The organism is Shinella zoogloeoides (assembly GCF_033705735.1).
In the GTDB taxonomy this organism is placed as follows: Bacteria; Pseudomonadota; Alphaproteobacteria; order Rhizobiales; family Rhizobiaceae; genus Shinella; species Shinella zoogloeoides_A.
Map to the genome: position 1 here is coordinate 1,036,532 of NZ_CP131130.1, position 26,246 is coordinate 1,062,777.

The 26,246-nt window shown below is 60.3% G+C and carries 32 protein-coding genes; 20 read left to right on the forward strand and 12 right to left on the reverse strand.

Translation table 11 applies throughout. The features are described 5' to 3' along the window. Positions 1-3 precede the first annotated feature (3 nt). The 7 genes from ShzoTeo12_RS05215 to ShzoTeo12_RS05245 all read right to left on the reverse strand — a co-directional run bounded on the left by ShzoTeo12_RS05215 (position 4) and on the right by ShzoTeo12_RS05245 (position 6,095). On the reverse strand, positions 4-1,242 hold the full coding sequence (locus tag ShzoTeo12_RS05215; protein WP_318911489.1) for a hypothetical protein: 1,239 nt from the start codon (positions 1,240-1,242) through the stop codon (positions 4-6). Continuing rightward, positions 1,239-2,186, reverse strand: a complete 948-nt coding sequence (locus ShzoTeo12_RS05220; RefSeq protein ID WP_318911491.1) for a PD-(D/E)XK nuclease-like domain-containing protein — start codon at positions 2,184-2,186, stop codon at positions 1,239-1,241. Before ShzoTeo12_RS05220 ends, ShzoTeo12_RS05215 begins: the two co-directional genes overlap by 4 nt. Next, positions 2,183-3,508, reverse strand: coding sequence for an AAA family ATPase (locus ShzoTeo12_RS05225; protein WP_318911492.1), 1,326 nt, complete (start codon positions 3,506-3,508; stop codon positions 2,183-2,185). The genes ShzoTeo12_RS05220 and ShzoTeo12_RS05225 overlap by 4 nt, the downstream gene beginning before the upstream one ends. A gap of 14 nt (positions 3,509-3,522) precedes the next feature. Then, a complete protein-coding gene (locus tag ShzoTeo12_RS05230) occupies positions 3,523-3,783 on the reverse strand; it encodes a hypothetical protein (RefSeq protein WP_318911495.1) in 261 nt (86 codons plus the stop codon). Further along, the gene (locus ShzoTeo12_RS05235; RefSeq protein ID WP_318911497.1) at positions 3,776-4,054 is read right to left on the reverse strand and encodes a hypothetical protein; all 279 of its coding nucleotides are present in this window, start codon (positions 4,052-4,054) and stop codon (positions 3,776-3,778) included. Before ShzoTeo12_RS05235 ends, ShzoTeo12_RS05230 begins: the two co-directional genes overlap by 8 nt. Positions 4,055-5,355: 1,301 nt before the next feature. Beyond that, a complete protein-coding gene (locus ShzoTeo12_RS05240; RefSeq protein ID WP_318911499.1) occupies positions 5,356-5,733 on the reverse strand; it encodes a hypothetical protein in 378 nt (125 codons plus the stop codon). A 17-nt stretch (positions 5,734-5,750) separates the two neighbouring features. Then, positions 5,751-6,095, reverse strand: coding sequence for a hypothetical protein (locus ShzoTeo12_RS05245; RefSeq protein WP_318911501.1), 345 nt, complete (start codon positions 6,093-6,095; stop codon positions 5,751-5,753). A gap of 54 nt (positions 6,096-6,149) precedes the next feature. On the opposite strand from ShzoTeo12_RS05245, the gene ShzoTeo12_RS05250 reads away from it, so the two are divergent. From ShzoTeo12_RS05250 to ShzoTeo12_RS05345, 20 genes are all read left to right on the forward strand, one after another. Next, positions 6,150-6,524, forward strand: a complete 375-nt coding sequence (locus ShzoTeo12_RS05250; protein ID WP_318911502.1) for a hypothetical protein — start codon at positions 6,150-6,152, stop codon at positions 6,522-6,524. A gap of 312 nt (positions 6,525-6,836) precedes the next feature. Then, positions 6,837-7,499, forward strand: a complete 663-nt coding sequence (locus ShzoTeo12_RS05255) for a hypothetical protein (RefSeq protein WP_318911503.1) — start codon at positions 6,837-6,839, stop codon at positions 7,497-7,499. Between the two features lie 17 nt (positions 7,500-7,516). Next, positions 7,517-8,140 (forward strand): MT-A70 family methyltransferase, encoded by a 624-nt coding sequence (locus ShzoTeo12_RS05260; protein ID WP_318911505.1) that lies wholly within the window; start codon positions 7,517-7,519, stop codon positions 8,138-8,140. 29 nt (positions 8,141-8,169) lie between these two features. Beyond that, entirely contained in the window at positions 8,170-8,445 is a 276-nt protein-coding gene (locus ShzoTeo12_RS05265; protein ID WP_318911506.1) for an HU family DNA-binding protein, read from the forward strand. Between the two features lie 76 nt (positions 8,446-8,521). Next, positions 8,522-9,037 carry a hypothetical protein gene (locus tag ShzoTeo12_RS05270; protein ID WP_318911508.1) on the forward strand — a complete coding sequence of 172 codons (516 nt, stop codon included), beginning with the start codon at positions 8,522-8,524 and terminating at the stop codon, positions 9,035-9,037. 16 nt (positions 9,038-9,053) lie between these two features. Continuing rightward, positions 9,054-10,154, forward strand: coding sequence for an ORF6N domain-containing protein (locus ShzoTeo12_RS05275; protein ID WP_318911510.1), 1,101 nt, complete (start codon positions 9,054-9,056; stop codon positions 10,152-10,154). Beyond that, entirely contained in the window at positions 10,151-10,879 is a 729-nt protein-coding gene (locus tag ShzoTeo12_RS05280) for a hypothetical protein (RefSeq protein WP_318911512.1), read from the forward strand. The genes ShzoTeo12_RS05275 and ShzoTeo12_RS05280 overlap by 4 nt, the downstream gene beginning before the upstream one ends. A 29-nt stretch (positions 10,880-10,908) precedes the next feature. Beyond that, a complete protein-coding gene (locus ShzoTeo12_RS05285) occupies positions 10,909-11,493 on the forward strand; it encodes a GcrA family cell cycle regulator (RefSeq protein ID WP_318911514.1) in 585 nt (194 codons plus the stop codon). Beyond that, complete coding sequence (locus ShzoTeo12_RS05290; protein WP_318911516.1) at positions 11,481-11,870, forward strand: hypothetical protein; 390 nt, start codon at positions 11,481-11,483, stop codon at positions 11,868-11,870. The genes ShzoTeo12_RS05285 and ShzoTeo12_RS05290 overlap by 13 nt, the downstream gene beginning before the upstream one ends. Then, positions 11,867-14,134, forward strand: coding sequence for a DNA cytosine methyltransferase (locus ShzoTeo12_RS05295; RefSeq protein ID WP_318911517.1), 2,268 nt, complete (start codon positions 11,867-11,869; stop codon positions 14,132-14,134). Before ShzoTeo12_RS05290 ends, ShzoTeo12_RS05295 begins: the two co-directional genes overlap by 4 nt. Beyond that, positions 14,127-14,477, forward strand: a complete 351-nt coding sequence (locus tag ShzoTeo12_RS05300) for a hypothetical protein (protein WP_318911519.1) — start codon at positions 14,127-14,129, stop codon at positions 14,475-14,477. The genes ShzoTeo12_RS05295 and ShzoTeo12_RS05300 overlap by 8 nt, the downstream gene beginning before the upstream one ends. Beyond that, the gene (locus ShzoTeo12_RS05305) at positions 14,477-15,688 is read left to right on the forward strand and encodes a phosphoadenosine phosphosulfate reductase family protein (RefSeq protein ID WP_318911520.1); all 1,212 of its coding nucleotides are present in this window, start codon (positions 14,477-14,479) and stop codon (positions 15,686-15,688) included. Before ShzoTeo12_RS05300 ends, ShzoTeo12_RS05305 begins: the two co-directional genes overlap by 1 nt. A 38-nt stretch (positions 15,689-15,726) precedes the next feature. Then, positions 15,727-16,212, forward strand: a complete 486-nt coding sequence (locus tag ShzoTeo12_RS05310) for a hypothetical protein (RefSeq protein ID WP_318911521.1) — start codon at positions 15,727-15,729, stop codon at positions 16,210-16,212. Then, complete coding sequence (locus ShzoTeo12_RS05315) at positions 16,209-16,952, forward strand: DNA N-6-adenine-methyltransferase (RefSeq protein ID WP_318911523.1); 744 nt, start codon at positions 16,209-16,211, stop codon at positions 16,950-16,952. Before ShzoTeo12_RS05310 ends, ShzoTeo12_RS05315 begins: the two co-directional genes overlap by 4 nt. 2 nt (positions 16,953-16,954) lie before the next feature. Then, positions 16,955-18,601 (forward strand): DEAD/DEAH box helicase family protein, encoded by a 1,647-nt coding sequence (locus ShzoTeo12_RS05320; RefSeq protein WP_318911525.1) that lies wholly within the window; start codon positions 16,955-16,957, stop codon positions 18,599-18,601. Next, a complete protein-coding gene (locus tag ShzoTeo12_RS05325; RefSeq protein WP_318911526.1) occupies positions 18,598-19,425 on the forward strand; it encodes a DUF6551 family protein in 828 nt (275 codons plus the stop codon). The genes ShzoTeo12_RS05320 and ShzoTeo12_RS05325 overlap by 4 nt, the downstream gene beginning before the upstream one ends. Further along, positions 19,425-20,090, forward strand: a complete 666-nt coding sequence (locus ShzoTeo12_RS05330) for a sigma-70 family RNA polymerase sigma factor (RefSeq protein ID WP_318911528.1) — start codon at positions 19,425-19,427, stop codon at positions 20,088-20,090. Before ShzoTeo12_RS05325 ends, ShzoTeo12_RS05330 begins: the two co-directional genes overlap by 1 nt. Beyond that, on the forward strand, positions 20,087-21,232 hold the full coding sequence (locus ShzoTeo12_RS05335) for a toprim domain-containing protein (RefSeq protein WP_318911529.1): 1,146 nt from the start codon (positions 20,087-20,089) through the stop codon (positions 21,230-21,232). Before ShzoTeo12_RS05330 ends, ShzoTeo12_RS05335 begins: the two co-directional genes overlap by 4 nt. Continuing rightward, the gene (locus ShzoTeo12_RS05340; RefSeq protein WP_318911531.1) at positions 21,201-22,592 is read left to right on the forward strand and encodes a replicative DNA helicase; all 1,392 of its coding nucleotides are present in this window, start codon (positions 21,201-21,203) and stop codon (positions 22,590-22,592) included. The genes ShzoTeo12_RS05335 and ShzoTeo12_RS05340 overlap by 32 nt, the downstream gene beginning before the upstream one ends. A gap of 4 nt (positions 22,593-22,596) precedes the next feature. Then, entirely contained in the window at positions 22,597-23,589 is a 993-nt protein-coding gene (locus tag ShzoTeo12_RS05345) for a hypothetical protein (protein WP_318911533.1), read from the forward strand. Positions 23,590-23,604: 15 nt separating this feature from the next. Here ShzoTeo12_RS05345 and ShzoTeo12_RS05350 read toward each other — a convergent pair whose 3' ends face one another. The 5 genes from ShzoTeo12_RS05350 to ShzoTeo12_RS05370 form a co-directional block, all read right to left on the reverse strand. Continuing rightward, positions 23,605-24,123, reverse strand: a complete 519-nt coding sequence (locus ShzoTeo12_RS05350; RefSeq protein ID WP_318911535.1) for a hypothetical protein — start codon at positions 24,121-24,123, stop codon at positions 23,605-23,607. A 41-nt stretch (positions 24,124-24,164) separates the two neighbouring features. Continuing rightward, positions 24,165-24,584 carry a hypothetical protein gene (locus tag ShzoTeo12_RS05355; protein ID WP_318911536.1) on the reverse strand — a complete coding sequence of 140 codons (420 nt, stop codon included), beginning with the start codon at positions 24,582-24,584 and terminating at the stop codon, positions 24,165-24,167. Continuing rightward, on the reverse strand, positions 24,581-24,886 hold the full coding sequence (locus tag ShzoTeo12_RS05360) for a hypothetical protein (RefSeq protein WP_318911538.1): 306 nt from the start codon (positions 24,884-24,886) through the stop codon (positions 24,581-24,583). Before ShzoTeo12_RS05360 ends, ShzoTeo12_RS05355 begins: the two co-directional genes overlap by 4 nt. Before the next feature lie 10 nt (positions 24,887-24,896). Continuing rightward, complete coding sequence (locus ShzoTeo12_RS05365) at positions 24,897-25,679, reverse strand: N-6 DNA methylase (protein ID WP_318911539.1); 783 nt, start codon at positions 25,677-25,679, stop codon at positions 24,897-24,899. Between the two features lie 237 nt (positions 25,680-25,916). Next, positions 25,917-26,213, reverse strand: coding sequence for a hypothetical protein (locus ShzoTeo12_RS05370; RefSeq protein WP_318911541.1), 297 nt, complete (start codon positions 26,211-26,213; stop codon positions 25,917-25,919). Between the last annotated feature and the right edge of the window lie 33 nt (positions 26,214-26,246).

Sequence of the window (26,246 nt, forward strand, 5' to 3'; positions counted from 1 at the left end):
TGCTCAGAGGCCGTTGAACGACTGTTCGATCGCGGCTTTGACGTCCCGCTTCACAGCGTCCGTCGACTTGTTGCCGGACATGCGCTGCAGATGGGCGCCGATGATTTTCTTACAGAGGTCGATGTCCGACGGGTGCGTGGGCTTCCCGCCCTTTTCCGCCCAGAAGGAATCGCTTGCATTGGAGGCCTTCTGGCGATCTGCCTCCTCTCCATTGCCCGTGCCGGCGAAGCGAAGCAGGGCGGTAGAGAACTCGTCGAAGATGCCAACGGGAGCGCGCTGGGACGGGGATGCGGGGCGCGCGCCCCCGTTGGCCTTGTCATCGCCCGAGACGGACGATGAATTGGTGGGGCTCCCGTCCTTTTGGACATGGGAAGCCCCGTCGACCTGGCGGGCCGACATATCTCGAGCATTCGCACCTGCGGCCACCGCCAGGGACGCGGCACCCGCGTCGACGAGTTCTCCCGTCCCGCCGTCGATCTTGTCCATCGGCAAGGCACCGGAGGCGATCCGGCGGACGTCCGCTGGGTTAAAGCCTTCGCCCGAGGTCGAAGAAAAGCGGGTGGCGAGCGAGGGCGTCACATCACGCGCGGCATTGGCTCGGCGATCTCGGTCTAGCTCCAGCAGTTCGTCGTCGCCGAGAACACCCATGATGGCCGCCGGCTTGTAGATACGTGCCCATTCCCGGCTGCCGCGGTAGACAAGCATCTTGCTGTAGGTCGCCGTGCGCCAAGGCGAGCCGTTGCCAGTGGTCTTCCATTCGCTGACCGCGCCATCCATGATGCGGTAGCCGGGCACGCGAATGCCGGGGCCGAGCTTCGCCACAACATCATCCGGAAGCGGCTGGTCGCAGAGATAGATCCGGTAATCGTCGGACGTCGGGTCGCCGGTGAAATAGTGGTGAAGCACGATGCCGAAGTTGGCTTCGAGTACCGCGGAAATGACCTTGCCTTCGAAGCCGAGCTTCCCGTGAACGATCGCGGCGCACTGGAGGAGGGCGAAGGGCGACATGTTCCAGCGATCGGCTTGCTCGCAGACCGCAAAGACGTTCGCGACGATCTGATCGCGCGGCAGGGCCTTCTTGTTGCTGCTGTTGCCTTCGGTCCGAAGCGTCTCCGGAACTAGACTGGAATTGGCGATCCGCTCGGCAAGCGACCACAGATATTCCAGGCGCTCTGGATTGATCGCCGCCGACGGGCGATACACTTCCGCCTCACTGGGAGGTGCAATTTCATTCACGTTCATTGCGAGAGATCCTGTTCAATCTGTTTGAGGCGACGCTTTGCCCACTCGCGTGTCCAGGTAGTCCGGCGCACGAAGCTGCCGTCTCCACCTTCACCCTTGGGGCCGGGCCATTCGTTGGTTTGGAGCGCGCGCGCGAAAAGGCGCAGCGCCGCCTGATTTTCGACGATGCCGTCGGCGACGTCGTCGGGATGAATGGTGTTGATGCGGACGCAGTGAGGGCGCTTCTGCTCCACATAAACGAGGAAGAAGTTCTCCATCGATCGATGGAAGACGTGACGCACGGCCTCGAAGGTGAGGGCGGCCTGCTGGTGGTAGCCGCGGTCCCCAAGCCCACGAGAGATGCCTTCGTCGAAGATATCGGCAACGCATTTCATGTCGGCGCCGTCGGCGTCGTTCGGCACAGCGTCCGGGCGGGACTTCACCCAAATCCCGGTCTCCGGATCGGGATAGAACATCGAAAGCTCGACGTGGCCGTTGAGGATACCGCCGCGAACTGGCTCTTCCAGCATTAGGCTGTTGGCCATTCCCTTGATGCACTCGACCTGTTTTGCCGTGAGGATCGTCAGGCCATTGAGCTGTTGCTCGGCGCGCCATTCCTTCGCCTCGTTGCTGCGGAACTCCGCATATTTCGAGACGACGAAATATTTGCTGAAATCCGCTTCGCCGAGAAACAGATGGTGCGCAGCCCGGCCGAGGATCGTCGCCTCGGTATCCTGGAATGGCTCCCGGTCAGGGTTGAGAGGCGACTTGTCCCAATAATGCTTCAAGCTCTGGGAGAAGATCGTCCGAAGTTGGCTGGAACTGATCGACGGGCCAACGCAGGGCTGTCCGTGATAGACCGACATCGGCATGTTGCGAATTGCGCAGGGAATATCGACGATGACGCCGGGCACATACTCGTAGATGCCGAATTCGTCTGGCTGGAAATCGAGATAGCTGCTCATTCTGCCGCCTCGAGCGCGACGGGCTGCTTCACGAGGCCGTCCTCGATCACGACGGCGCCAGGGCTGTCGGATTGCACGGTTTCGATCCAGACCTGATAGTCGTGCTTCTCGGCGAGATTCGCGACGACCTGCATGGAGTCTTCATCAAGGAGCGATCCTTCGCGGATCATGATCACGCGGAGGCGCGGGTTGGCCGCCATGCTGATTTCGCAGCCGGCGCGGATTTGCTCAGCCGTCGAAGCCTGGTCAAAGGGGACATCATTTAGGGTGATGAACCCGTCGCCGAAGCCGATACCAGAGACTGGCAGCGCAGCCTTCTCAATTGCCCGCAGCTTGCGCTTGTTGCTCTCCTCAATGTCCTTCGTCAGTTGGTCAGCCTCGGCCTCGGCCTTGCGGACGGCATCGAGCAACTCGTTCAGCCGGAGAAGCAGCCGGACATCGGCATTCGTTCGATTGGCGGCGTCGATCTTGGCTCGGACCGCGTCGGCGCTTTGCTGCTCTGGCAGGTCCCCGGCTTCCTTCAGGCGGAGGCGATTGGCCTCGGCCTGCTTGCGACGCTCCGCCGCCTGTTGCTCAGCCTCGTCGGCCTGTCGGCGCAGTTCGGCGGCCTTGGCGTCCAGATTGCGAGCTTCGATCTCCCACTGGTCCGCCTGGTCCGCGACGCGTGCCCGGTTGGCGCGCCGTGTCTCGATGTCAGCGTTGAATTCGCCGACCTTCTGCAGTTCTTCCGTGAGCGCCGAAATATCGATCTCGGCCGAGGGAGTCCCCTCGGGCACAGTGATGCCGGCGATCTGGGACTTCCAATCGCGGACGGTGCGGTTCACGTCGGTTCGGCGCTCGAATGCCTGTTTGCGCACCTGCTCTTCCGCTTCGAAATCGAAATCAGGTACAAAGCGCTTCATCAGTTCGAACTGGTCGGCCGGCTTCTTCCGAGTGAATTCGAGCGGGTCGAACGTCAGATCGCCGATGAGCTTGTTCAAGATGTTCTGGGGCGAGGTGAAACGGGCACCTTCCTCGCTCTCGACGATGAGGGTCGTCGAGAAGGACCCGTCCTCCTGACGAGTAAAGGTCCTGCGGATGGTCAAACTGCCCAGATTGATTTCGGTCTTCGCCTTGTCGGCGCCCGTGCGAATGGGCTGGTTGGGGATCTCCTTTACCCCACCCATGGCATAGAAGATGCTGTCGAGGACCGAGCTCTTCCCGTTGCCGTTTTTGCCGGTGACTTCGACGATGCGGCCGCTTGGAGTAATGGAAACCGCCTTCAGCCGCTTCACATTTTCCGTCTGCAGCTGGACGATCTTGTAGGTTTTTTCGGACATCATCGTTCCGTTCGTGCTTATTGAGCGCGCATCTGGCGCTTCGTGTCTTCCTCGACGAGCACGCAAAGCTCGACGATGGCGGGGCCTAGCGATCGGTCGAGGATCTCGGCGATCGCTCGCTGTTCGTCAGGAGAGCAGGCTAGAAATTCCCGGTGCGGGTTTCCCCGAAAGCGTTCTCGCCGGTCGGCCTGGTCGTCACCCGGGAAAGCTTCAAGAGGATCCACATGAATGAGCGCCGCAAGGATGTTCCGCGCTACCCGCCGGAGCGCCTCAACCACGCGCCGCTCCAGGCTGTCCGAGCGCGCGACGCTTCAGTTCCTCGGCAATTGCCAAGAAGTGAGTGACATAGGCGTGGTGACGAGCGACGTCCGCTTCGTGTTCTTTCTTCAGGCGCTTCACCTTCCAGGCAGGAAGGTTCTGGTGCGATCGACCGGCCGCCTTTTGCTTCTGGGCCGCCAAGTTTGCATGGAAGGCCGCGACAGAAGCCATTTGCAGCCACGAGCTTCCCTGCGCGAATGCCTCCTGAACGGAGACCGCGTTAATGGCCATGAGCCAACCTCAATGTCTTGAACTCGGGGAGGGCGGTTTGTGATGCTCTTGCCCAGGAGCATTTTCGTCTGGAAACGATCAGTTTCCGAAAAGTCGATTAGACTGGGATAGTCCGCGCGCACCGCGCTGCTGCTACTTGAAGACACGCCTCCTCAATGCCTCCAATTGAGGGGAGTCCCCACATTGGTTCATCCGAGTGGATTGGCTGGGCCGCAGCCGATCAATTTCGTCGATGATTATGGAATATGCGAAAACGCATCTTATGTCAATATGCGAAATAGCAGAAAATGCGTTGACGCAGATGCATTTTGGTGATTGTCTCTATGTCGCGGTGTGAATCGCTGAAAAAGAAAGACCCCGGCGACGTTGTAGCGTCCCGAGGTCGGACTGGAGTGAGTGCTTGAGGCTGATCCAGTGAGGGAAACTATATTGGTGTTCTCTCTTTGTTTCAATCTCCCATTTTGAATTTTGCGAACGAAGCCCGGGGATACCCGTGTTTCTAGCCATGACGCTTTGGGGCACCTGAGAGCCGTCGTCTTGGTGAAGTGTGCAGGTTGGGGGTGCAAGCGGTTCGCCGGCAATCAGGCGAAAGGGACGCGCAAGCACAAAGGGGATCCGAAACCCTGCGCGTGATCAGCCTTCCTGGGGCTATAGAAACGGATCATGAACCGGACAGGTAAGCGCCGACATATGGCGTGCCGGGGATGCGCGGAAACCTCAGAACACTCAGTCGAGTGCTGGACGTGCAGTTCCTATGGGTCGGGTCTACCGGCCCCATAGGGATTGGTCTGCCTCGTTTCCTAGAAGCCTAGTCGTTGCTGATAGAGGTTTATGTAAATTTTCCTAAAATCTTATGGAGAAGAGTCGATATTGGACTCCGCATCAGTTGCAAGAGCCATCGGCATCCAAGGTTGAAATAGTTTGCAGCGCGAACAGTTTGCGGATCTCGAGCTGCAAAATAATAGGCGGCTGAAGAGTTTATCGAGAATTGTGGCGCCGCGGTGTGAGTCGCTGATCGGTTGCTGAAGAATCAAAAAACAGGAAAATTTACCTAGGTGTATTGCCAATGTTCATGTTTTGATCCAATTTGTCCGAGCTGGAGACCGACATGGAAACAAGACGAAAAATCCTGAAATCAATGTCCTCACTAGGGGTCTTTGCCGTGATCGCGCCAACCGTGGCGTGTGCCGCTTCGCGCGACGACGACGTTGATTTTTATGCCCAAAAGCTCTCGGAGTCGTTGGCTCGGAAGCATGGCGGGCGATGGGAGATCACTGTCTTTCCCACCAATGACGGCCTCTTTATGTGCCGGCACCCGGAGTAGGCGGGTTTACCTTGGCGTAGGCCTCGACGAGGTTGGCGATATTTTCGCGCTGCGTGCTGTCCAGCTTGTCCATGGCGGCGATCACTCGGCGGATCGATGGATCCTGGTCTTTCGTGATCACGGGGAAATCGAGGGGCTTCCCTGTAGCTTTGGTGTAGAGTGCGAAGATCGCCGGTGCATTGCTGATATGCGGATTGTCTCTCCGGCGCTTGCCCTCGGAGAGCCATTTGCTGAAGTTGTTCGGATCGATCCCTGAATCTTCGCCCATGCGCTTGTAGACGGCGCCTTTGCCGTCGGCCTCATAAGCGGCCTTTATCTCTTTCAGGATCTGAAGAATGTAGTGATCGTTGGTCATGGCGACACCATACATGCTTATACGCATTGTGAAAAATCGAATTCGCACATTGACAAAAGATGCGAATTCGCATATTGATCAAAATCATGAGTACCATGAAGCACATTCGAACTGTCGTCTTCGGGGCCTCCCAAAAGGATTTCGCCGACATTGCTGGTGTCCACCAGGCGACAGTGTCCCGGTGGGATCGTGGAGAGTTCTTCCCGGAGATCGAAGCAATGAAACGAATTCGGGACGCAGCCAAGCAGCGGGGCATCGCATGGAGTGATGCCTACTTCTTTGAGGATCCCCGTACTCACGAGGAAAAGGATGTTGTTCCGGCCTGAGGAGGTCGGCAATTCAGGGGGCGAATAGTCGGTCATCTGCGTCCTTTCCGTTCATTGCGTGTCTAACAAGTAGCGGAAAGGAGTTGCCGGATGGGACAAACTGTTTGCCAAATTCGACAAGCCAGAACGTCTCCGGAAGACGCTTATGAGCGGGCTTTCACTCTCTGTGAAGCGGCGGTCAAACTGGAGCGGAACACCAAGGTCTACATTGGCGAGGCTTTGAACTCGCTGAAGCGACGCGGGAACTTCGGTTCCTGGCTGCACAAGCTCTACCACCGGAAAAAGGTGACGATCCACCTCCATTACTACGAGCGCCTGGTGCAGATACTCGAGGAGCTCTCGGTCCAGAACCAGGAGCAGATCGGCGAAATCGAAAAGCTTATCCAGAACGCGAGAGGGCGAATTAATGCGTCTGTTCAAAGCGGCATGGAGAGCCATAGCGTCAGCGTGGGCCGTCCGCAGTAAGCGGCGAGAACTGCTGGCAACGGCATCTTCGCACGAGGAGCGAGTCCAGCTCGCATCGAAGATGAAGGCTCTCAAGGATGCAGTGAAATGCTCCAAACGATCCTATCCAGGGTGAGATCCGAGCGCTTCACGAATGCAATGCGATGGGTTTCAATCGTCGCTTCGTTCGGGTTCCCCATCATAATCGTATTCGGGCTGGTGTCCCTACCGTAGAGCGGGCCGGCGAGAATACTCTGCCTAATGCGGCCGCTGGCCGCTAGGTGCGATCAGTTCGCGCGCGTCGCAACAGATCGAATGCAATAGCGGGCGTGCATGGAAGCGAACTTGGAGACTTGGTCGAAGGAGCGGTTAATTGCCCGCATCAACGACCTGGAAGCGATGGTCGACTCTCTGAAGACGGCCGGATCCGACAACAAGGTTCTGTCGGTGAAGATGCGCTTCAATCTGACTTTCAAGCAGGCGCGCCTGCTGACGGTCCTGAGCGACGGGCGGCCGAAAACGAAGCGTGCCATTTACGAGTTCGTCTACCACGATGAGTTCGATGATCCTCCGGAGATGCGGGTCATCGATGTCTTCATGGTCCACGTCAGAAAGAAGATCGCGCCCTTTGGCCTGTTCATCACGACCATGCGGGGCGCCGGAGACAGCAGCGGCTTCAAGCTCAACGACGCCACACTCTTCGACCTTGTGATGTCTGACGAGGTCGATCTCGAGACATTGCCGAAGGCGCCGCAGCGCGAGCGCCCGGGCAAGGAAAACGAGAACCTGGTGATGAACGTGCTCTGTCAGGCAATGGACTCGAGTGGCAGGGCGAAAATGCTGGGTCGGTCCATCGCCAAGGCCGCCGGCCTGACGGTCACCGTAGGCTCGGTTATGAAGCGACTTGAGAAGAAGAAGATGGTCAAGATCATAGGCTGTCCCCGAAGTGGGGCCAGCGATCGCCCGTGGATCGTGCAGGTGAGGGCGCAGAAGTGAATTGGCCCTTTGGGGACATGCAGCCATTCTCTTTCGACTGCTTCGTGGTCGACTGGCCGTGGGATTTCAAGCTCTACTCGGAGAACGGTGACGCCAAGTCGGCGCGGGCACATTACGACACGATGTCCCTGCAGGAGATTATCGACTTCTCCGTGATCACCCATCTCGCCCGCCCGGACAGCCTTTGGCTGATCTGGACCTGCGAGTGGATGAAGCCGGGGGACCAGCAACGGATTTTGGACGCGCATGGCCTGACCTACAAGTCGGCGCTGATGTGGCGGAAAACGACGAAGAACCACAAGGTCCGGATGGGCACCGGCTATCGGGTTCGGTCCATGCATGAGCGCCTCATTCTGGCGACGACGGGCAACCCGAAGCACAAGGCCTTCAAGTCGGTCTTCGACGGGCTGGCCCGCGGGCATAGCCGCAAGCCGGAGGAGTTCTACGATATCGTCCGGAAGAATACGCCCGGGATGACCCGGGCTGACATGTTCACCCGCCAGACCCGTGAAGGGTTCGTGGCTTGGGGGAACGAGAAGAACCTGTTCGACGCCGGCACGCCGGTGACGACGAAGCGGGCCCGCTCCGCTTCAGAAGAGCGCAAACCTGAACCCATGCCGCTCTTCACAACTGCCGCCTAACAACGGCAAGCATGAGGGTCATCCTCGAAATGAGCATCACAAAATCCGAAATCGCCGATCGCGTGGCCGAAGTCACCGGGTCGACCAAGAAACTCGCCGCTGAGATCGTCGGCGCCACATTCGACCAGATCACCTCGGCGCTCGCTTCCGGCAGCGATGTCCGCATCCCCGGCTTCGGCCAGTTCGTGGTCAAGGGCACCAAGGCCCGCAAGGCGCGCAACCCGCGCACGGGAGAGCAGGTCGATGTGCCCGCCGGCCTAAAGGTGTCGTTCAAGCCGGCCGCCGAGCTGAAGAAGGCGGTGTAACGCAATGGCACGAGGCAGGAAACCCAAACTCACCGTCGTTGGCGGCCCTACCGGTGGCCCTGGCCACAACTCCAGCATGACCGACGAGCAGAAGCTTCGGCTTCTTCGCGGTCACGTCGACAAGATCACAGCGCTGAAGGCGAAAGTCGCGACGGCGACGGCGGACTTGCGCAACGCGTACAAGACCGCGAAGGCCGACGACATCCCGAAGGAGGACATCGACTTCGCCATCGCCCTCGAGAAGGACGATGACGACAAGATGATCCAGCGCCGGCGGCGGGAGACCGAGCTCGCGCGGCTTCTCAACCATCCGATCGGCACGCAGTTCGAGATGTTCGACACCGATCCCCGGCCGCTGGCCGAGCGCTCGTTCGAGGACGGCAAGCAGGCGGGCCTCAAGGGGCAGGATTGTGCGCCGGACAACGCCCTCGGCGATGAAGCCCGCAACAAGTGGATCGAAGGTTGGCACGCCGGCCAGGCCATCTTGGCGGAGAAGTTCCAGAAGGGACCGAGCCAACCCGAGGTGCTCCGCCCTGAAGGCACGGGCGCCGAAAAGAAGGTCGACGACTTCGACCAGGCGGCAAGCACCTAACTGAGGAGCGTCGGAGATGAGCCAGAGCAAATTGGCCAAACTCCGGAACACCGACGTCTTCAAGGCGTGCATGCGCGTCTTGGAAGAATTCCGGATTCCGAAGGAGGACTTTCAGGTCCTCGATCGCCGGCCCCATCCGCAACTCACCGTCCGCTACTGCGGGCTGGAGCGGATGATGTCCCTGCCAAGTACCCCGAAGACGCGGGGAAAAGCGCCAACGGTCTACTCAGTGAATCTCCGACGCATGTTGAAGGAAATGCAAATGGAAGGGCTCGCCGGCGAGAAAGCAGTCGAGCAGCAAGGCGCTCATCAACCCGTTGACGGCTGCGCTGTCGTCGTCGGCAGCACCGTTATACGTCGCGTTGAATATCGTGGGGAACAGGTCGTCACTCTGGCCATGATCGACGAAGTTCATGGTCGACCGGATGGCACCGCCGGCCGGGTGTTCCGTGAGAACCGTGACAGGTTCGAGAACGGCCAGGACTTCCACCAGATCGTCCACGCCCAAAACGACGAATTCCGTCGATATGGGCTCCACATCCCGAACCGCGGCCTCCTCCTCATCACCCGCCGGGGCTATCTCAAGATCACCAAGTCGCTCAGCGATGATCGAGCATGGGAAGTCTTCGATCAAATGTTGGATCGATACTTTGCGGCTGAGCTTCCTCAGGCGGAGAGTGTCGCAACCCTCGGCGTTGAGGTCCGCAGCGTCATTGGCGGCATCGTCAAATCGATCGTGCATAGCGAACTCGCCTTGATCGTGAAGGAAACGATGGGGCTGAGAGAGCAGGTGGCAGGACTGCTGATCGGCTCGGATCCTCGCGTCGCTGTCGTTGAATTCGTCAGCGTTGCCCAACTCCTAGAGGAAGGGAAGGCTGTCCAAAAGGGCAGGCGCTCGCTCAATCAACGCGTAGGCCACGGGCTGCAGAACCTCGTTCTGGAGACTGGCAAAGCCAGCAATCGACGCCGCTGCCCCCACTCGGGCAAGTGGCTGTTCCAGCGGGACCTCGCGGACGAATACATGCAGCGTGAGGGCCGGAGGCTAATTCGAGAGCATAACGACGTCCAGACCGGACAGACTTTCATGCACTTTTGTGCCGGAGGTTCGGCAGCGTGAGCGTGTTCGTCGGACTGGATGTCGCCACCACTACTGGAGCTACGACCTACGCCGGCGGGCGCTACGTCGCGAGCACCTTCACTGCCGCCGCACCATACAAGCAGAAGAGCAAGAAGGAGCGTGTCGAGGAAGCGCTCGGCATGAAGGTGTCTGCGCTCGATGCAACCCTCACCGGCGCCGTGCTCGCCGACTTCGAGCGACGCCTGTGGATCTACCTTGCCGATGTCACGGAGCGCTACGGTCCGATCTCTGCCGTCGCCATCGAGAAGCCGCTGGTTCCCAACCATGAACGCACGCGGACAGTCGTCGACACGTCGAGTGAGTGGGCCGGCAAGGCAATCCGCAAAGAGAAAGTGGCCGGCACCAACGAGTCCACGATTCATCGGCTCAACGCACTTGCTTCCACGGCGGCCAAGGTGTGCGCGGTCCTGAACATCCCTTGCGAGTACATCGACCAGACCACATGGCGGAAGGACTTCCTCGGCAACGGCCGACCAGGTCCAAGCGACGTCTGCAAGAAGCTGGCAGTCAAGGTGTGCCGGTCGATGGGCATTGAGGTTCCGAATGCAGACGCCGCGGAAAGCGTGGGCATCTGCTTCAGCCTCGTCCTCAAGAAGAATCCCTATGGCGGCCGAGCGAACGACCTGTTCGCCCGTAAGCCGCTGCCGGCGACGCCCAAGCAAGAAGAGGCGCGCGAGGCGGCCGAAGCCCTATTCCGGAAGTGAGAATTTGCATGCGCCTTCTATGGCAAGCCATGACGACTGACGAGAGGATCGCGGTTGTCACGAAGTATGCGCTCGAAGGTCTCTCGGCAGCGAAAATTGCCGCGATGATCGAGGGCGCCACGCGGAACAGCGTGATTGGGGTCGTGCATCGCAATAAAATCTTGCTCGGCCGGGCGCCGTCTTTGCCGCGCGTAGCCATGACCACGGCCGCGCCGAGACAGCCGGAGGACGGTAACGTCGTGCCTCTTCCGAAGCCAAAGCCCAAACGCCCATCAGCGAAGCCACCGTCGGGCATAGCAGAGGTCATTCAGTTGCCGGCCAGAAAGCCGGCGCCGAAGAAGAAGAAGAAGAGAAAGGCTGGCGCCGGCGTCAGCATCATGGACCTCGGGCGAAGCACTTGTCGCGGACCACTCAACGAGAACTACCGACGGATTCCTCCAGCGCAAATGCTGTTCTGCGGAAAGCCTACCAGGCCAGACAGTTCCTGGTGCGAGGAATGCGCATCGATCTACGTGACAGGTCGCATCGGGACACCGCGGACGGTCGATAAGGATGGAACACCCCTCGCGCCGTCGACGAGGAAGAGGAAGCCCTTCTACCGATGGCGAAACTGACGGATTTCCCGCCGTCTGAAGTCGCCATGTCGATCCAATCGATCGTGGACAGGTCGAAGCTCAAATTCGGCGGTCATGCCGGCTTTCTCTTCATGGAACTGACCTTGGATCACGCCCGGATGTTCTGGGCGGCCAGCAAGCATCTCGAGTTCCTCTCCGATTGGGGAGTCGGGATCGAGACCACCCGATACAGCCTCGAGGAGTGCCGGGTCTTCATCGACGAATTGATCAAGACGGTCCGCAGCTCTCTCCGCGTGAGGCTGGACTTCGAGGAGCTGATGCTCCTCCGCGACGCAGCCACTCACATCGACCGGCTGTCGATCATGCAGACAACGAAGCCGCCAAGCAAACGGCGGAACGGAGGCAAAAAGACGTGATAATTTCCGGCGCATTGAAGGAGGTGGAGTTCACCCATTTTCACCTCTTCTGCGGGCTCGGCGCCGCGGCAAAGGGCATGAACAAGGGTAGGGCGCGTGTGGGAAATCTGCGCGCCAAGTTTCGTTGCTTGGGCGGGGTCGACAACGATCCGGCGGCGATCAACGACTTCTCACGCCTGGCCGGCGTGCCCGGCACGCTGCTCGACATGTTCGACGAGGATCAATACCGTTCCTTCCACGATGCCGAACCTCCGCGCGGCTGGCGGCCCGCAACTCCGGCAGACATCCAGCGGGCAGCGCATCACGAGTTCCCCGACATCGTGTTTCTCAGCGCCCCCTGCAAGGGCTTCTCCGGTCTCCTACCGGAATCGTCGTCGAAGACCGCGAAGTACCAGGCTCTCAACCGCCTCACCCTTCGGGGCGTCTGGCTCATGCTGGAAGCCTTCAAGGACAAGCCCCCGAAGCTGATCATTTTCGAGAACGTGCCGCGTATCGCGACGCGTGGCCGCGGCCTGCTCGACCAGATCGTCGCCTTGCTCCGCAGCTATGGCTATGCCGTTGCTGAGACGACGCACGACTGCGGCGAGCTCGGCGGCCTCGGCCAGTCCCGCAAGCGCTTCCTGCTCGTCGCCCGACACGAGGAGACGGTACCTCCGTTCCTCTACGAGCCGGAGAAGCGCCGCCTCCGCGGCGTCGGTGAAGTCCTCGACAAGCTCCCTATGCCGGGCGATCCGCGCGGCGGCCCGCTGCACCGCATTCCCGCGCTTCAGTGGAAGACATGGGTACGGCTGGCATTCGTTGAGGCCGGTGCTGACTGGCGCTCGCTGAACAAGCTCGCAGTCGAGGACGGGGTGTTGCGCGACTTCGGAATCCTGCCAATCGGCGGCTGGCGCGATACGGCTATCGCCGTTCCCGATGTTCGCACTGCAAGCACCCGGGAGGGCACCGGCTACCTCGGCGTGAACGCTTGGGACGAGAACATGGGCGTCATTTCCGGAAACGGGAGGCCGGGAGCAGGCGCATATAGCGTGGCCGACCCGCGCCCACCCGAGGGAAGCCTCGAATATCACCAATATGGCGTCAGAGAGTGGGGCGAGCCCAGCGGCGCGGTGATCAACGTGAAATCGCCTGGCCAGGGCACGTTTTCCGTTGCCGATCCCCGGATGGAGGGCAAGCCCCGCTTCAATAACGTCTACCGCGTCGTGCCGTGGGTCGAGAACGCGCCGGCCGTCGCCGGTCCTGGCGGCCCGGCCGGCGGCCTCGCCGTTGCCGACCCGCGCCCGGCGCCGCGCGACGATTACAAGCAGACCAAGTATCGTGTCACCGCGTTCGACGAGGCCGCCGGCACGGTCATCGCCGCATCGACGACGGGTAACGGTGCCTATGCGGTCGCTGATCCGCGCCCGGCTCGCGAACTGCACAAGGGCACGCATGGCGTTCGCGATTGGATGGAGCCGTCAGGCACAGTCCAAGGTGAAAGTCTACCTTCCAACGGAGCCTTCGCCGTAGCGGATCCGCGCACGGAATGGAGCGAGCACACCCACAGCAACAAGCTCGCCGTGACCGACTGGACCGAGCCCGGCACCACGGTCACCGGATCGCGTTTCGGATCGGGCGCCGGCGCGGTAGCCGATCCCCGGCCTGGATATGGGGAAGGCGCCCATCAAAACATCCTGGCCGTCACTGATTGGGACGGGGCGTCCAAGACCGTCACGGGCGCACGCCATGTCGCCGGCGGCGCGCTCAGCGTCGCGGACCCTCGGCCGGTCGGGCTCAACGCCAATCGCGAGCACTATAAATCCGGAGGCCACTATGGGGTGGTGCCTTGGGATGAGAATTCGGGCGCGGTGCCGGCGTTCGGGAAATACGACAGAGGCGCTTGGTCCGTTGCCGATCCCCGCGGTGGCGAAGGTGATGTCGCCGAGAGCCTTCCCCAGTCCAGCGACCGACTCGTCGCGGTGATCCGCGCGCTGGACGGGACGTGGCACCGGCCTTTCACCACGCTGGAGCTTGCCGCGCTGCAAAGCCTCGTCGATCCGGAGGAGGTTTTTACGCTCTATGGCCAGTCCGATTCCGCTTGGCGCGAGCGCATCGGCAACGCCGTGCCGCCGGATGCGGCAGAGGCGATCGCCGGCGTCATGGGCACAACTCTGTTGCTCGCCATGACGGGGCAGACCTTCATGTTGAGCAGCCAGCCGATTTGGGTTCAGCCGATCGCCATGGCGCTGGCTGTCGATCAGAGGGGGAACATTCCCCATGAGTGACCTTCAGAACATCCTGCGGCTGCTGAGATCGCGCCGTTTCTCGTTGACGGATGAGAAGAAGCTGCAGGCCGAGATTGAGGAAGTGCTGACCGCCGCCGGCGTCGATCACAAGCGAGAGCATCGCTTGGACGCTGGCTCCATCATCGACTTCATGATCGGGGCCACCGGAGTCGAGGTGAAGATCAAGGGCTCGAAGCTCAACATCTTCAGGCAACTCGAGCGGTATGCCGAGTTCGATGCGGTGGAATGCCTGGTCCTCGTCAGCAACGTCCCCACGGGAATGCCGGAACACATCGATGGCAAGCCCGTCCATCTCGTAAATCTTGCAAAGGCTTGGCTTTGATGAAGCAACCGACGCTCTTCGAGGGATCGAAGCGGCTGGTCTATGACGAGGCCGCCGAGATGACGCTGCAGTCGATGCAGGCGTATGGCCCAGCTCATGACCACTGGGTGTTCGCTTTTTCTGGCGGAAAAGACAGCACGGCAACGCTGACCGTGATCATGCATCTGATCGATGCGGGCCGATTGATGGCCCCCAAGACCATCACCGTCCTCTATGCGGACACGCGAATGGAGCTGCCGCCTCTGGCAATCGCAGCGGCAAAGCTCCTCGACCGGCTTCGCGCGAGAGGGATTCATTGCGAGACCGTCTGCGCGCCGCTCGACCAACGCTTTCTCGTCTACATGCTCGGGCGAGGGGTGCCACCGCCGAACAACAACACATTCCGCTGGTGCACCCGACAGATCAAGGTCGACCCGATGACGGTCGCCCTTGAGCGCCGGATCGGTGAGCTTCATGGCTCTATCCTCATGATCACGGGCGTTCGACAAGGGGAAAGCGCCATTCGCGACGGTCGGATTGCGATGTCCTGTGGCAAGGATGGCGCCGAGTGCGGGCAGGGCTGGTATCAGCAAGTCGTTCCGCAGGCGGCCGGAATTCGAGGGAAGATTGCGACGCTCGCACCACTTCTTCACTGGCGAGTTTGCAACGTGTTCGACTGGCTGAAAATCTACGCCAGGATGCCCGAGTACGGGGCATGGGATACCGGCGCCGTCGTCGATGCCTATGGAGGAGACGAGGCCCAGGAAATCAATGCGCGGACCGGCTGCAACGGCTGTCCGCTCGCATCGCGAGATCTTGGCCTCGAGACCGTGCTCCGTGTTCCATATTGGTCCTACATCGCGCCTCTCCTCGGCCTCAAGCCGCTATATCGTGAACTCCGTGAGCCGCGACACCGTCTGAAAAAGACTGGCATCGACGCCAACGGCGAAATCGCTACCGCCAAGAACAAGCAGCGGATGGGGCCACTCACATTCGAGGCCCGCCTCATGGCCTTGGACCGCGTGCTGTCCATCCAGGAACAGATCAACGCCGACGCCCTGTGTCTGGGCCGGCCGGCAGTCGACATCCTGAATGCAGAGGAAGAGACCCGGATCCGCGAACTAATCGATCTCGAGACATGGCCGAACGGCTGGGAGGGGGATGAGCCGACGGCCGATACCCCGATGGACACGATCTACGCCGATGGCTCGATCCAGCCATTGTTCATCTGAGCCCGCATGAGGGCGAATCTTCAAAATAGGGTATGCTGATGCAATATCGTTCCGATCGACAGATCGTTGAATCCCTTCTTCCCGTTCGCCTATGGGCGACTGTCATCGCCGAAGGCATCGACCAGCCGGATAGCGAGGACGCCCGCACCCTTCTGACCTGTCTGGCTCACGCGCAGGAAGAGGTCGTCGCCGGCCTGAGCCCGCGTAAAGCCGAAGCGATAGTCCGGCGGGCGCGTCGCGCCGTCGAGATCGCCAAGGAGCCTTTTGTGGAGGCAAAGGCTGCCGTGGCCAAGTTCGGCCTCTGCGTCTTCTATTTCCTCGATTGCCTTCGGAAGAACGGCGCCTTCGGCCTCGTAGATGGTAGCCCGCTGGATAGTGCCGTGACAGCGATCCTCGCGCCTGAAGGAACGCTCACAGAGTTCGCGAATATCCCGAAAGTGGATGCTTCCGCCCAGAAGCAGGCGCGCCACATGCTTACGGCGCTGCAGCGCGAAGGCTACTTTGCTCAGGTGGTCTGGGCATGACCGGGAACCTGTTTGCGGGAATGGGTGGCCATCACGGCGCGCGATCGACAACCGACGTTTGGCTCACCCCGCCGGCGATCATCGAAGCGCTTGGTGGGCCGGAATCCTTCGACCTAGACCCATGCAGCCTCGCAGGCCGGCCATGGCCGACGGCCCGCGTACACTTCACGCCAGCCGACAATGGTTTGCTGCTGCCTTGGGACGGTCGAGTATGGCTCAACCCACCTTACAGCACGCATCTCATCCGACGTTTTATGGCACGGATGGCGGATCATGGCCGGGGCGTCGCGCTCATTTTCGCCAGAACTGAAACGGATCACTTTCAACGGTTCGTGTTCGGCGCGGCGTCGGCGGTCTTGTTTCTCGCCGGCCGGATCAACTTCCATCTTCCGGACGGTCGAAGAGCTTCGAAGAATGGGGGCGCTCCGTCGGCACTCGTGGCCTATGGCGAGGATGATCGGGATATCTTGGCGCATGCGCCGATTGCGGGGGCGTTTGTGGCGCTGCGCCTTCCCACCTCGGTGCTCGTAGGCGCGCTGTCGGAAACCTGGGCCCAAGCCCTCCGCACGTTCTTCGAGCGGAACCCCGAGCAGGTGAGCCTGCAGGAACTCTATCGAGCCTTCAGCAACCATCCCAAGACGCGGGCCAACGCCCATTGGAGGGACAAGCTGCGCCAGGTCTTGCAGCGCGGCAACTACGAGCGCGTCGAACGCGGTGTTTGGAGGAGGCTGTCGGTTTGACAATGCCAACCTACGGAAACCTTCGGATCAAGGACCGCCGGATCATTCTCGAGGAAGTGAAGCCGCACGTCTCGATCCGACTGAAAAACATATTCGCGCGCATCGCCAAGCACCAGACGAAGCAGTTCGCGCTGCCTTTGACGGACGAGATGTGCGCTGATCTGATGTGGTTCATGGAGAGGTATCCGTTCTCCATGAAGAAGGCCGACCAGTCGCGGCTAAAGAAGGGCGCCAAGCAGTTCCGGATTGATCGGGAGTCGACGGAAGCGATCCTCCTTCCGGGGTGGCAGGCGCCGACGGTTGCCGGCTTCCGGCCGGGCTACGCCCCCAACTTCATGCAGATGCAGGCCATTGAGATGTTGAAGCGCCGGCGGCGGTTGCTACTGGGCGATGACGTCGGCCAGGGCAAAACGTGGGTCGCCATGGCTGCTGCCCTTCAAAAGCGCCCGGTTGCCGTGATCGTGGAGCCTCATCTCGCAGAGCAGTGGACCGAGGAATTCATCGTCGAATACACGACGCTTACCGCCCATATCATCGACGGCACCAGGCCTTATGATCTGCCGCAGGCTGACGTGTATGTCTTCCGGTATAGCAACATCTCAGGTTGGGTCGATATTGCGGGCACCGGCTACTTCTCGCTGGTGGTTTTTGACGAGATCCAGCAGCTTCGCACCGGCACGGAGACGGGCAAAGGCGCGGCCGCGGCCGTGTTTGCAGACAATGCAGACTGGGTGCTTGGTCTCTCGGCGACGCCAATTTTCGGCTACGGCTCCGAAATCTGGAACATCATGCGCATCATTGATGCTGACGTGCTCGGATCCTGGGAAGAGTTCACGCGCGAATGGTGCGTGATGGGCTCGGCGAACAAGTGGATTGTCACCGATCCCGATGCGCTCGGCGCCTATCTCGTCGAGGCCGGCTGTCATCTTCGCCGCCTGCGCGAGGGACGTCCGATCAACAAGATCATCGTCAACGTGGACTACGACGACAGTGAGGCGGAGAGGACCGAGGATCTGGCGCGCGCACTCGCCATGAAGGTGCTGGAGTCGAAATTCGGCGAGAGTGGGGAGGCGGCTCGCCAGTTGGACTCGCTACAGCGTCGCGTTACCGGGGTGGGAAAGGCGAAGGGGATCGCCGCATACGCCAAGCTCCTGCTCGCGGCCGGCCATCCCGTGTTGCTGTCCGCATGGCACCGCGACGTCTACGAAATCCTCCTGAAAGAGCTGAAAGATTTCCGTGTTGCCCTATACACGGGATCAGAGACCACAAAACAGAAGAACAAGGTCAAGCGCGATTTCATCGCCGGCAGACTTGACGCGGTTCTGATCTCGAACCGATCCGGCGCCGGCCTCGATGGCCTTCAGAAGCGATGCCACACACTGATCGTCGGTGAGCTCGATTGGGCGGCGGCGGTCTATTATCAGTTGGCCGGCCGACTGGATCGCCCAGGACAGCCGATGGACCAGATCACCATGATTTTCTGCGTCTGCGACTACGGTTCAGACCCAACGATCATGTCGGTCAATGCACTCAAGAGCGATCAGCTCAGAGGCATCATGGACCCCGGAAGCGGTGTTGCCGAGACCTACTCTGACGTCTCGCACATCAAGCTTCTCGCGGAACAATATCTCGAAAGGTCTAAGGCATGAGGATCGTTGATCCTTCCTCCTACGCTCGCTTTATGCGCCAGCCAAAGTCCTCCTCGCTCGGCGTGGAGCCGCGACTTGCCTGGATCCCGATCTCCAAGCTTCGGATCGATCCCGCATATCAGCGCGAGATCCTGAGAAACGGCCAGACGAACATTTTGAAGATCGCGATGAACTTCGACTGGGCCCTCTTCGGCGTTGTCGTGGTGGCCGAGATCGGCGATGGCTTGTTCGCGATCGTTGATGGGCAGCACCGCACGACCGCCGCAGCCGTTCGGGAAGCTCAACAGGTTCCGTGCATCGTTATCGAGGCTAGCCCCGCGAAACAGGCGGAGGCATTTGCGGCCATCAACGGCGCCGTCACGGCAATCTCTCCGTTGGCGATCTTCGCGGCCAAGGTCGCAGCTGAGGATGCCGACGCGCTCGCTCTGACCCGGGCATGCGAGCAGGCTGGGGTGTCTATCTGTCGGTATCCAGTGCCGGCGAGCAACATGAAGCCCGGCCAAACCCTCGCGGTCCAAGCGCTTCAATCGTGTGCAGCAACCTACGGCCTGACGCTGCTCACCCTTGCGCTGAAGGGGGTAGTCAGGGCGGCCAATGGGCGACCCGGGCTCGTGAAGGCGGCTGCCGTCAAGGCAGTCGTCCATGTGTTTGAGGTGGAGAGCTCGTGGCAGCAGCGAGAGAAGGAGTTGCTCGTCGCGATCGCTCGCTTCGATCTCGCCGCTGAATTGGCCAAAGCTGAGGCCAGCGCCAAGACCTCTCGGCGCCAGGTCCACAACGCGTTGGCGCTCGCGCTCTTCGATTTTCTCGACGCGGAGCTTGGATAATGCAGGCCTGCGAGCGACCGCAAGAATTCGACGCCGCCGTAATCGGCCAGCGCCGCGCGCTGTATTCGTTTGCGATGTCCATGGTCGGAACGCGCGACCGGGCCGAGGATCTTGTCCAAGACGTGATCCTGAAGGCGTTCATGAAATTTGACCAGTTTGAGCCTGGATCAAACCTGAAAGCATGGCTGTTCACCATCATGCGAAATGAGGTCTACAGTCGCTGGCGCAAACGCGGGCGCGAGGTCTCGGATCCAGACGGGATTTTTGCTGCGTTGGTGCCCGTAAACGAGGGCCAATCGTGGGCCTATGATCTGAAGGTCATTCGGCAGCGTATGCGAATGCTTCCATCAGGATATCGAAAGGCTGCCGAGCTCGTGGCCGTTCTTGGGCATGAGTATGAAGAAGCCGCCGCGATGCTCGGCGTTCCGCTCGGCACGATCAAAAGCCGCATCAACCGAGTGAGGCATTTTCTCGAGACAGGAGATCTCCTTGAGGACGAGCCGGCGATCGAACTCCCCTCAGTAATCCCGGCCGCGGATCAGATCGAAGCGCTGTTTCGAAACGGCAACTCCATCTCGGAGATTAAGGATCGCGTCGACGGAGCCACGCGCTCTGAGATCATGCAGGTCATTCTGGATCGCAAACTGTCGGTGAAACGCGCATGAGCCGCTTTGTTGACGATAGTGCCGAGCTAGCGCGCCTGGTGACGGACGAGGTTGAACGGCTGATCGAGGAATATTGGCCACAGGCGATCAAGGCCCGTGTGAAAGGGCAGCAGATTGCGCTTTTGACGCCTCGGCAGAAGGGGAAGCAGAAGCGGCCGACGTCCAGTTTCACTGTCAACCTGAGCGGCGACCGGCGGGGCCAGTGGTATCGTTTCAGTCAGTCGATTGGCGGCGGCGCGCTCGCGCTCCTTCATTATGGCAAGCACGGCTATGTGCCGAATTCCAAGAGTGATTGGGCGGAGACCTATCGCCTCGCGCGAGAATTCCTAGGGATCACGCAACAACGCGAGGAGACCGAAGAGGAGCGTGCAGATCGCGAGGCCCAGCGGGCAAGAGATACTGCCGCCCGAGATCAGCAGAACCGGCAGGCCGCCGAAGCTCGCGCCAGAAAGGAGGCCGCCCGAACGTATTCGGCCAACGAGGTTTGGGCTGAGACTCGGCCACTTCAGGGCACGCAAGGGGAGGCCTATCTGGTCGGCCGAGGGATCCCGCCGATTGAACATTGGCCCTGGGATTGTGGCGCGATCATCCGCTTCCATCCTTCTCTCGACTACGAGCTCGATCGAGCGGTCGGGCGCCTCCCGGCAGTCGTGGCCTCGGTTCTCGATCCATTCGGCAAACTGATTGCTGTCTGGCAGATCTACCTTGATCGGACGAAGGCAACGAAGGCCCCGGTCGAAAACGCGAAAGTAGGGCGCGGGCCGGCCGCCGGCGGTGCAGTGCGGATCGGCGGTGATGCGGAGCGCGTTGGCGCCTGCGAAGGTGTCGAGACTGGTCTAGGCCTGTGGGCGCTTGAGGGGTTCCGCATGCCGATGTGGTCGATGCTTTCGACTTCCGGAATGACCAGCTTCGAACCGCCGATGTTCGTGAAGAGGATATCGATCTTCCACGACGGCGACAAAGGCATCTTCCAGAACGGGAAAATCCTGAAGCCGCCGGGCACCAGCGCGGCCGACACGCTCGCCGGCCGTATGGCGGAGATCGGCGTAGCGACCAACAGGAATGAAATGCCGATCCTCGGGGACGGATTGGACTTGCTGCAGACGAGGAATGAAATTGACCGCAAGAAGCAGATCGCGTGAACAGCGCCAGCCGGCGCCGCTGGCCAATACCGATGCAGAGAAGATCATTCTCGGCAAGGTTCTGAGCAGCGAACAGGCATTTTGGCAGATCAGCGACACGGTCCAGGGCTTCCACTTCTCCGTGGAGATCTTCCAGCAGATATTCGACGCCATTCGGCTGATTGTCATGGAAGGGAAGAAGCCGACACTGTCGCTCCTTCAGAGCCGCGTCGGGCCAGAATATGGCGAAGGGTCATCGACCATGACGCTGATGACGGCGCTCATCCGGGACACCTCGGAGATCGACGACATCACACGCGAGGTGCAGGTCATCATCGAGATGTGGCAGCGCCGGCGGACCATCGAGATATGTCAGCAGTTCATGCAGGAAGCAACGAAGGCGGATACCGATACCTCCTACATGCTCAACGACCTTGAGAACTGCGTGAAGGACGTGACGGCGAACAGCCAGGCTGAACCCGTCAAGACCATGGGCGAAATCGTCACGCGGGTGATGCGCGAGTCAATGAGGACTCGAGACACCGGCATTTCGCCCGGCTTCGACACTGGCCTGGCACCGGTTGACCAAATACTTGGGCGGATATTCCCGGGGGACCTTGGTGTGATCGGCGCGCCTCCCGGTGGCGGCAAATCGCTTGTCGGCCTTCAGCTTCTCGATCACATCCAGCAAAACTACGGCCCAGCGTGCTTCTTCTCGCTCGAAATGAGGGACGTTGACTTGGGCCGCCGGGCGCTCGCCGGAAAAACAACCGTGTCGGTCTCCGAGATCGAAGAGGGAAGCTACGACGCGTTCGAGTGGGACGAGCTCCAAGTGGCGCAGAAGATGCTGCAGTCTTCCCGGATGCTCGTCGATGATCGGCCAGGACTCCGGATCGATCAGATCCGGGATCGATGCATCGTGCTGAAGCGGTCCAGAGGGCTCAAAGCAATTGTGGTTGACCATATCCGCCTCGTTCGCGCGCTCGGCAAATTCACCAACCGTTTCGATCGCGCTGAACACGTCACCGGCCTGTTGAAGGTGCTTGCAAAGGAAGCCGACCTGGCGGTCATCGCCCTTTCACAGGTCACGCGAACATCGCAGCGGCGCGAGGATCCGCGGCCTCAGCTCACCGACTTCGATTGCGGTTCCAGCGTCGACCAGGACGTTGACTGGGCCCTCAGTCTCTTCCGGCGCGACCGTTGGCTGCGTCAGCACAAGCCGCACGACATGGACTCTCCCGAGGGCAAGGATTGGGCGGAGAAATACTCGAAGTGCAAGGGAAAAATTGAGGTGCTGAACCTCAAGAGGCGCCGTGGGGAAGACGGCGGCCACTGTGAACTGATCTTTGACGGCAAGGCAAGCTTGCTGCGGGAGGCGTAATCTGATGATCGATCTGGAAAAAATCACCCCGCTCGAATTCTGCATCTTGGTGATGTGGATGCACGGCTGGACGATCAGCAAAATCCACCTGAGCATCGCAAAGCGCCACGGAAAGACGGCGAACGGTGTGCGTGGCATCATTAACAAGCTCGAGAAGCGCCGACAGGAACTCACCAGAGAAGAGCGGCAGGCCGTTCTTGATGGATGGAGAGCTGCCCGAATCGATGATGGAATGCTTCCGGAAGCCTATTTCAAAGCGACCTCGCTCGCTTCAGATCAGAAGGGCAAGAAGGTCGTGGCTGAGACAACGAAGATAGCAAAGGCGGTGGAATCGCCGCCGGATCCGAAAACACGGGCGGGCAGGGCAGAACTGAAGAGGAGAAAGAAGGAGGAGAAGCGAAGGCAGGCGCTCGCGGAAGAGGAGGCGAAGCGGCGTTCGGAGGGCTTGGCGCCCAGAGGAATGATGGCTGAGCCGTTGGCATTCCTGGCCGGCTCCGGCGCGCTAGACGAGCCGGGCGAAAAGAAGGGCGGGATTCGCGCATTGTCGCGCGACCGCCGGAGGGAAGCTGGCGAGCGGCTGCGGGCCATGCTGGTGTCCGCTTATGGCTCTGGCTTGAAGACGGCCAATTACGAGGCCGTGGGGGGAGGCGGCGGCACGGGGGTAGCAATTCATGCCGCCGTCGCCGAGAACCTTGCGAACATCGCCCAGATCAAGGCGATGCTGTCACCGGAAGAATTCGAGCGGCTGGATAAGATGCTGAGGCTCGATCTTTTCGTCTGGCAGATGCAGGGCGAGCTATCCGAGGAGCCGCTAATCGACGAAATCCGTCGACTTCTGGACGTGCTGTCTGTGCACTTCGACTTCATCAGCCTCCGGTACTTCCGGGAACGTTGGGGAGCGACGATAGAAATGCCGAACGTCGGCCGGTCGAACTCCCGGCAGGCTAACCGCGCAGCTCGGGACATGCTCGAGAAGGCGCAAAGGCAGGTGAGGTAGGCCGCCGACGGCGACCTACTCCTTGTATGGCGTTGTGACCGACCGCGTCAGTTCATCGGCGCGGTCGATATTTTTTGGGTCAGCGATGAAGAGCTCAAGCAGCACGTTCATCGGGTGAGGAATTTGCTCCTCGATCCCCTTGTCGTTGACCCCTCGCATCCAGTCGGCCATGCGCCGCTCGCTCGTGCCGTAGACCCACTCAAGAAACTTCCGAGTTACGCCGGCCTGAGCAATTTTGACCGCGAATTCTGTCGTCGTCAGTTTGCGATAACGCTCAACCTTGCCGCTTCGCGAGACCGTTCGCTCGCTCGGGAGGTTCAATATCTGGAACAGTCGTTCCGCGCCGGCTGCAATCGCCTCTTCGCGCGTCGGGAAATTTCGAAGACGCTTCGTTTCGGGATCGCGGATCATTCCAGGCACAAGTCCCGGGGCATAGTAGGTGGCGACGAAGCCAGGCCCATTCAGATTGGGTATGGCATCGGCGCCATAGCGAGTTTCGATTTGTACCGGCTTCGCGGCATCTTTCGGATTCATGGGTGTCTCCTCTGGTGCCACGATTGGCTCGCTGATGTATGTCAGGATGAGTGTCCTCTGTAAATGTCTCCGCGTCGTGCGGAGAAAATTGCGGCGGCGACGTCACTGTCGCGCGCGCGCCGGGCGGGTCCAGTGAAGGTCTCGGTGTCGGTAATCGCGAGGATTGCGGCCTTCAGCGCCTTGGCGTCGTTCTGCGTGATGTCGACCATCGCCATCGGCTTCACCACGAGATCCAGCCATTCCTGCTTGATTTCTTCTAGCGTGAGAGCGCGGTCTTCCAGATAGCGTCGGCCAGCAAACTGGCGGAAATCCTCCAGCTTCCGGCGGAGATATGCCTCGTGGACCGCCAAGGCATACGGAGCCGGCGCGCCCGTGCGGTGATAGTGGGATGCCGCCTCGCGAACGATGCGACGCATCCCTCGGCCGGCGTACCAGATCTTGATGAATTCGCAGATGCTCATGACAGTTCTCCTGTGGCGACAAAGCACTGAAGGTACGGAAGAAGCTCCGCCACTTGCTGACGTGTGAGGTGCATCCGGGTGTTGGCGATGTAATTGTCCGGCATCGTCAAGGCCATCCAGCCGAACCCATGGACCAGTATCTTCGGTTCGGCTTTGTTGCAGCCAAACCAGATAGCCTCTTCAGAGGCGAGGCTGCTCATCTGGAGACTGCATGCGACTTCATAGCGATCGATGAAATCAATGCGGGCGAAACCGCGCTCCGTGAATTTGACTTCCATGGTGCTCCGATCTGTTTGGGTCATGAATGCTGCGTCACAGCATGAAATCAAAGAGAGGCAAGCCGGTTTTTTCCTCGGCCGCCGGTGCAGGATCCGGACTTTCAATAGAAGGCGGTTCGACGATGAGAGGCTCGTTTGCCTTCCGAGGCCGGAGTTTATGGGACCAACCACCCATGATATGGGCCGGCGTGAACCAAGACTCCCTGAACTCCATGCGCAGCGTGTCGCCGATGATAACTTCCGCCGGGATGTGCATCAGCGAAAACTGAATGTACGCCATGTGAACGGCGCGCGGATCTACATCAACGGCCGTCACATGGAGCTTCTGCTGATAGTTGATCCCCACATCCTTGATTGCTTCGGCGAGTGCGATGATCATGGCGCCGGCGCCGACGGCGGGTTCATGTGCCGTGATGAAGCCGCGCTCCCCGATGACTTTCTCCAGATCCTCGCGGCCGCCCACGTTGATTTTCGCCATAAGCTGGCAGAGTTCGTAAGGCGTGAAGAACTGCCCGCGCGCCGTGTTGTGGAGCTCCAGATCGTGGAAGACCGCGCCGAGGATGTCCTGCGGCCGCGTTTCGAGCGCCATCACGACTTCCCCCAGAATCCTCGGAAACGTATCCACGATCTGTTTGTCGTACCGACCGATGATCTCCAGGTATCGTGCTTCACGGGTCTCTCGCTGCTGGAAATCCAGCGCGTTGCTCAAGGAGATGGCCGCACAAGCGCACCAGTCCGAGAAGACAGCGTAGAGGTCATGCCGGTGCCGGCAGGTTTCGAATAGTTTGATGATGTTTTTCAGGTGCGGATTGCTCATGCATCCGCCTCCTGCTCTGAAGCAGTGGCGTTCAATTCGTTAATCTCCTGTCGGGCCACGTTTGGCCATGATGTTGAGAAGGGGGCGGGAGCTAAGACTCCAGTCGCTCAATTCCCCAAGACAGGCGCCGCCAAGGACGGCGACGCCAATAGCTTCCACTGAGGAAGCACCAGGTAATCCAAAGTCTCCCCACTTGGACCTCGTAGGAAGTCGCGCCCTTGAAAGCGGTGAACTTCACTAGAGTTTCTTCCCTGATCGCGCCGGTGCCGCATCCGCGTCGGAGGTGGTGTCGATCTGTGCCGTCAACGACATTTCGACCGTTTCGCCGCCTGGAGGAGTGGCAACGTAGGTAGCTCCGTCCAACGTGACACTGTCGATTTTGAGCAGCCATAGAAGCTCGCCGGCAGACCTGGTCGCCATATTGGTTTGCATCGGGGAGAGGGAGTGGCGGGCGAGCGCCATGGCGGTGACGAGCGAATTGATAATCGCCTGTTTCTCGCGAGTAGACAGCTTAGCCCTGGTCGCCTCCTTCAATCGCACGACGTCGAACGATGGCCGCGCGCGATC

Coding starts and splice junctions, on each gene's coding strand:
- ShzoTeo12_RS05215 (WP_318911489.1), bottom strand. CDS start 1,242: ATGAACGTGAATGAAATTGCACCTCCCAGTGAGGCGGAAGTGTATCGC.
- ShzoTeo12_RS05220 (WP_318911491.1), bottom strand. CDS start 2,186: ATGAGCAGCTATCTCGATTTCCAGCCAGACGAATTCGGCATCTACGAG.
- ShzoTeo12_RS05225 (WP_318911492.1), bottom strand. CDS start 3,508: ATGATGTCCGAAAAAACCTACAAGATCGTCCAGCTGCAGACGGAAAAT.
- ShzoTeo12_RS05235 (WP_318911497.1), bottom strand. CDS start 4,054: ATGGCCATTAACGCGGTCTCCGTTCAGGAGGCATTCGCGCAGGGAAGC.
- ShzoTeo12_RS05240 (WP_318911499.1), bottom strand. CDS start 5,733: ATGACCAACGATCACTACATTCTTCAGATCCTGAAAGAGATAAAGGCC.
- ShzoTeo12_RS05245 (WP_318911501.1), bottom strand. CDS start 6,095: ATGACCGACTATTCGCCCCCTGAATTGCCGACCTCCTCAGGCCGGAAC.
- ShzoTeo12_RS05250 (WP_318911502.1), top strand. CDS start 6,150: ATGGGACAAACTGTTTGCCAAATTCGACAAGCCAGAACGTCTCCGGAA.
- ShzoTeo12_RS05255 (WP_318911503.1), top strand. CDS start 6,837: ATGGAAGCGAACTTGGAGACTTGGTCGAAGGAGCGGTTAATTGCCCGC.
- ShzoTeo12_RS05260 (WP_318911505.1), top strand. CDS start 7,517: ATGCAGCCATTCTCTTTCGACTGCTTCGTGGTCGACTGGCCGTGGGAT.
- ShzoTeo12_RS05265 (WP_318911506.1), top strand. CDS start 8,170: ATGAGCATCACAAAATCCGAAATCGCCGATCGCGTGGCCGAAGTCACC.
- ShzoTeo12_RS05270 (WP_318911508.1), top strand. CDS start 8,522: ATGACCGACGAGCAGAAGCTTCGGCTTCTTCGCGGTCACGTCGACAAG.
- ShzoTeo12_RS05275 (WP_318911510.1), top strand. CDS start 9,054: ATGAGCCAGAGCAAATTGGCCAAACTCCGGAACACCGACGTCTTCAAG.
- ShzoTeo12_RS05285 (WP_318911514.1), top strand. CDS start 10,909: ATGACGACTGACGAGAGGATCGCGGTTGTCACGAAGTATGCGCTCGAA.
- ShzoTeo12_RS05290 (WP_318911516.1), top strand. CDS start 11,481: ATGGCGAAACTGACGGATTTCCCGCCGTCTGAAGTCGCCATGTCGATC.
- ShzoTeo12_RS05300 (WP_318911519.1), top strand. CDS start 14,127: ATGAGTGACCTTCAGAACATCCTGCGGCTGCTGAGATCGCGCCGTTTC.
- ShzoTeo12_RS05305 (WP_318911520.1), top strand. CDS start 14,477: ATGAAGCAACCGACGCTCTTCGAGGGATCGAAGCGGCTGGTCTATGAC.
- ShzoTeo12_RS05310 (WP_318911521.1), top strand. CDS start 15,727: ATGCAATATCGTTCCGATCGACAGATCGTTGAATCCCTTCTTCCCGTT.
- ShzoTeo12_RS05315 (WP_318911523.1), top strand. CDS start 16,209: ATGACCGGGAACCTGTTTGCGGGAATGGGTGGCCATCACGGCGCGCGA.
- ShzoTeo12_RS05320 (WP_318911525.1), top strand. CDS start 16,955: ATGCCAACCTACGGAAACCTTCGGATCAAGGACCGCCGGATCATTCTC.
- ShzoTeo12_RS05325 (WP_318911526.1), top strand. CDS start 18,598: ATGAGGATCGTTGATCCTTCCTCCTACGCTCGCTTTATGCGCCAGCCA.
- ShzoTeo12_RS05330 (WP_318911528.1), top strand. CDS start 19,425: ATGCAGGCCTGCGAGCGACCGCAAGAATTCGACGCCGCCGTAATCGGC.
- ShzoTeo12_RS05335 (WP_318911529.1), top strand. CDS start 20,087: ATGAGCCGCTTTGTTGACGATAGTGCCGAGCTAGCGCGCCTGGTGACG.
- ShzoTeo12_RS05340 (WP_318911531.1), top strand. CDS start 21,201: ATGAAATTGACCGCAAGAAGCAGATCGCGTGAACAGCGCCAGCCGGCG.
- ShzoTeo12_RS05345 (WP_318911533.1), top strand. CDS start 22,597: ATGATCGATCTGGAAAAAATCACCCCGCTCGAATTCTGCATCTTGGTG.
- ShzoTeo12_RS05350 (WP_318911535.1), bottom strand. CDS start 24,123: ATGAATCCGAAAGATGCCGCGAAGCCGGTACAAATCGAAACTCGCTAT.
- ShzoTeo12_RS05355 (WP_318911536.1), bottom strand. CDS start 24,584: ATGAGCATCTGCGAATTCATCAAGATCTGGTACGCCGGCCGAGGGATG.
- ShzoTeo12_RS05360 (WP_318911538.1), bottom strand. CDS start 24,886: ATGACCCAAACAGATCGGAGCACCATGGAAGTCAAATTCACGGAGCGC.
- ShzoTeo12_RS05365 (WP_318911539.1), bottom strand. CDS start 25,679: ATGAGCAATCCGCACCTGAAAAACATCATCAAACTATTCGAAACCTGC.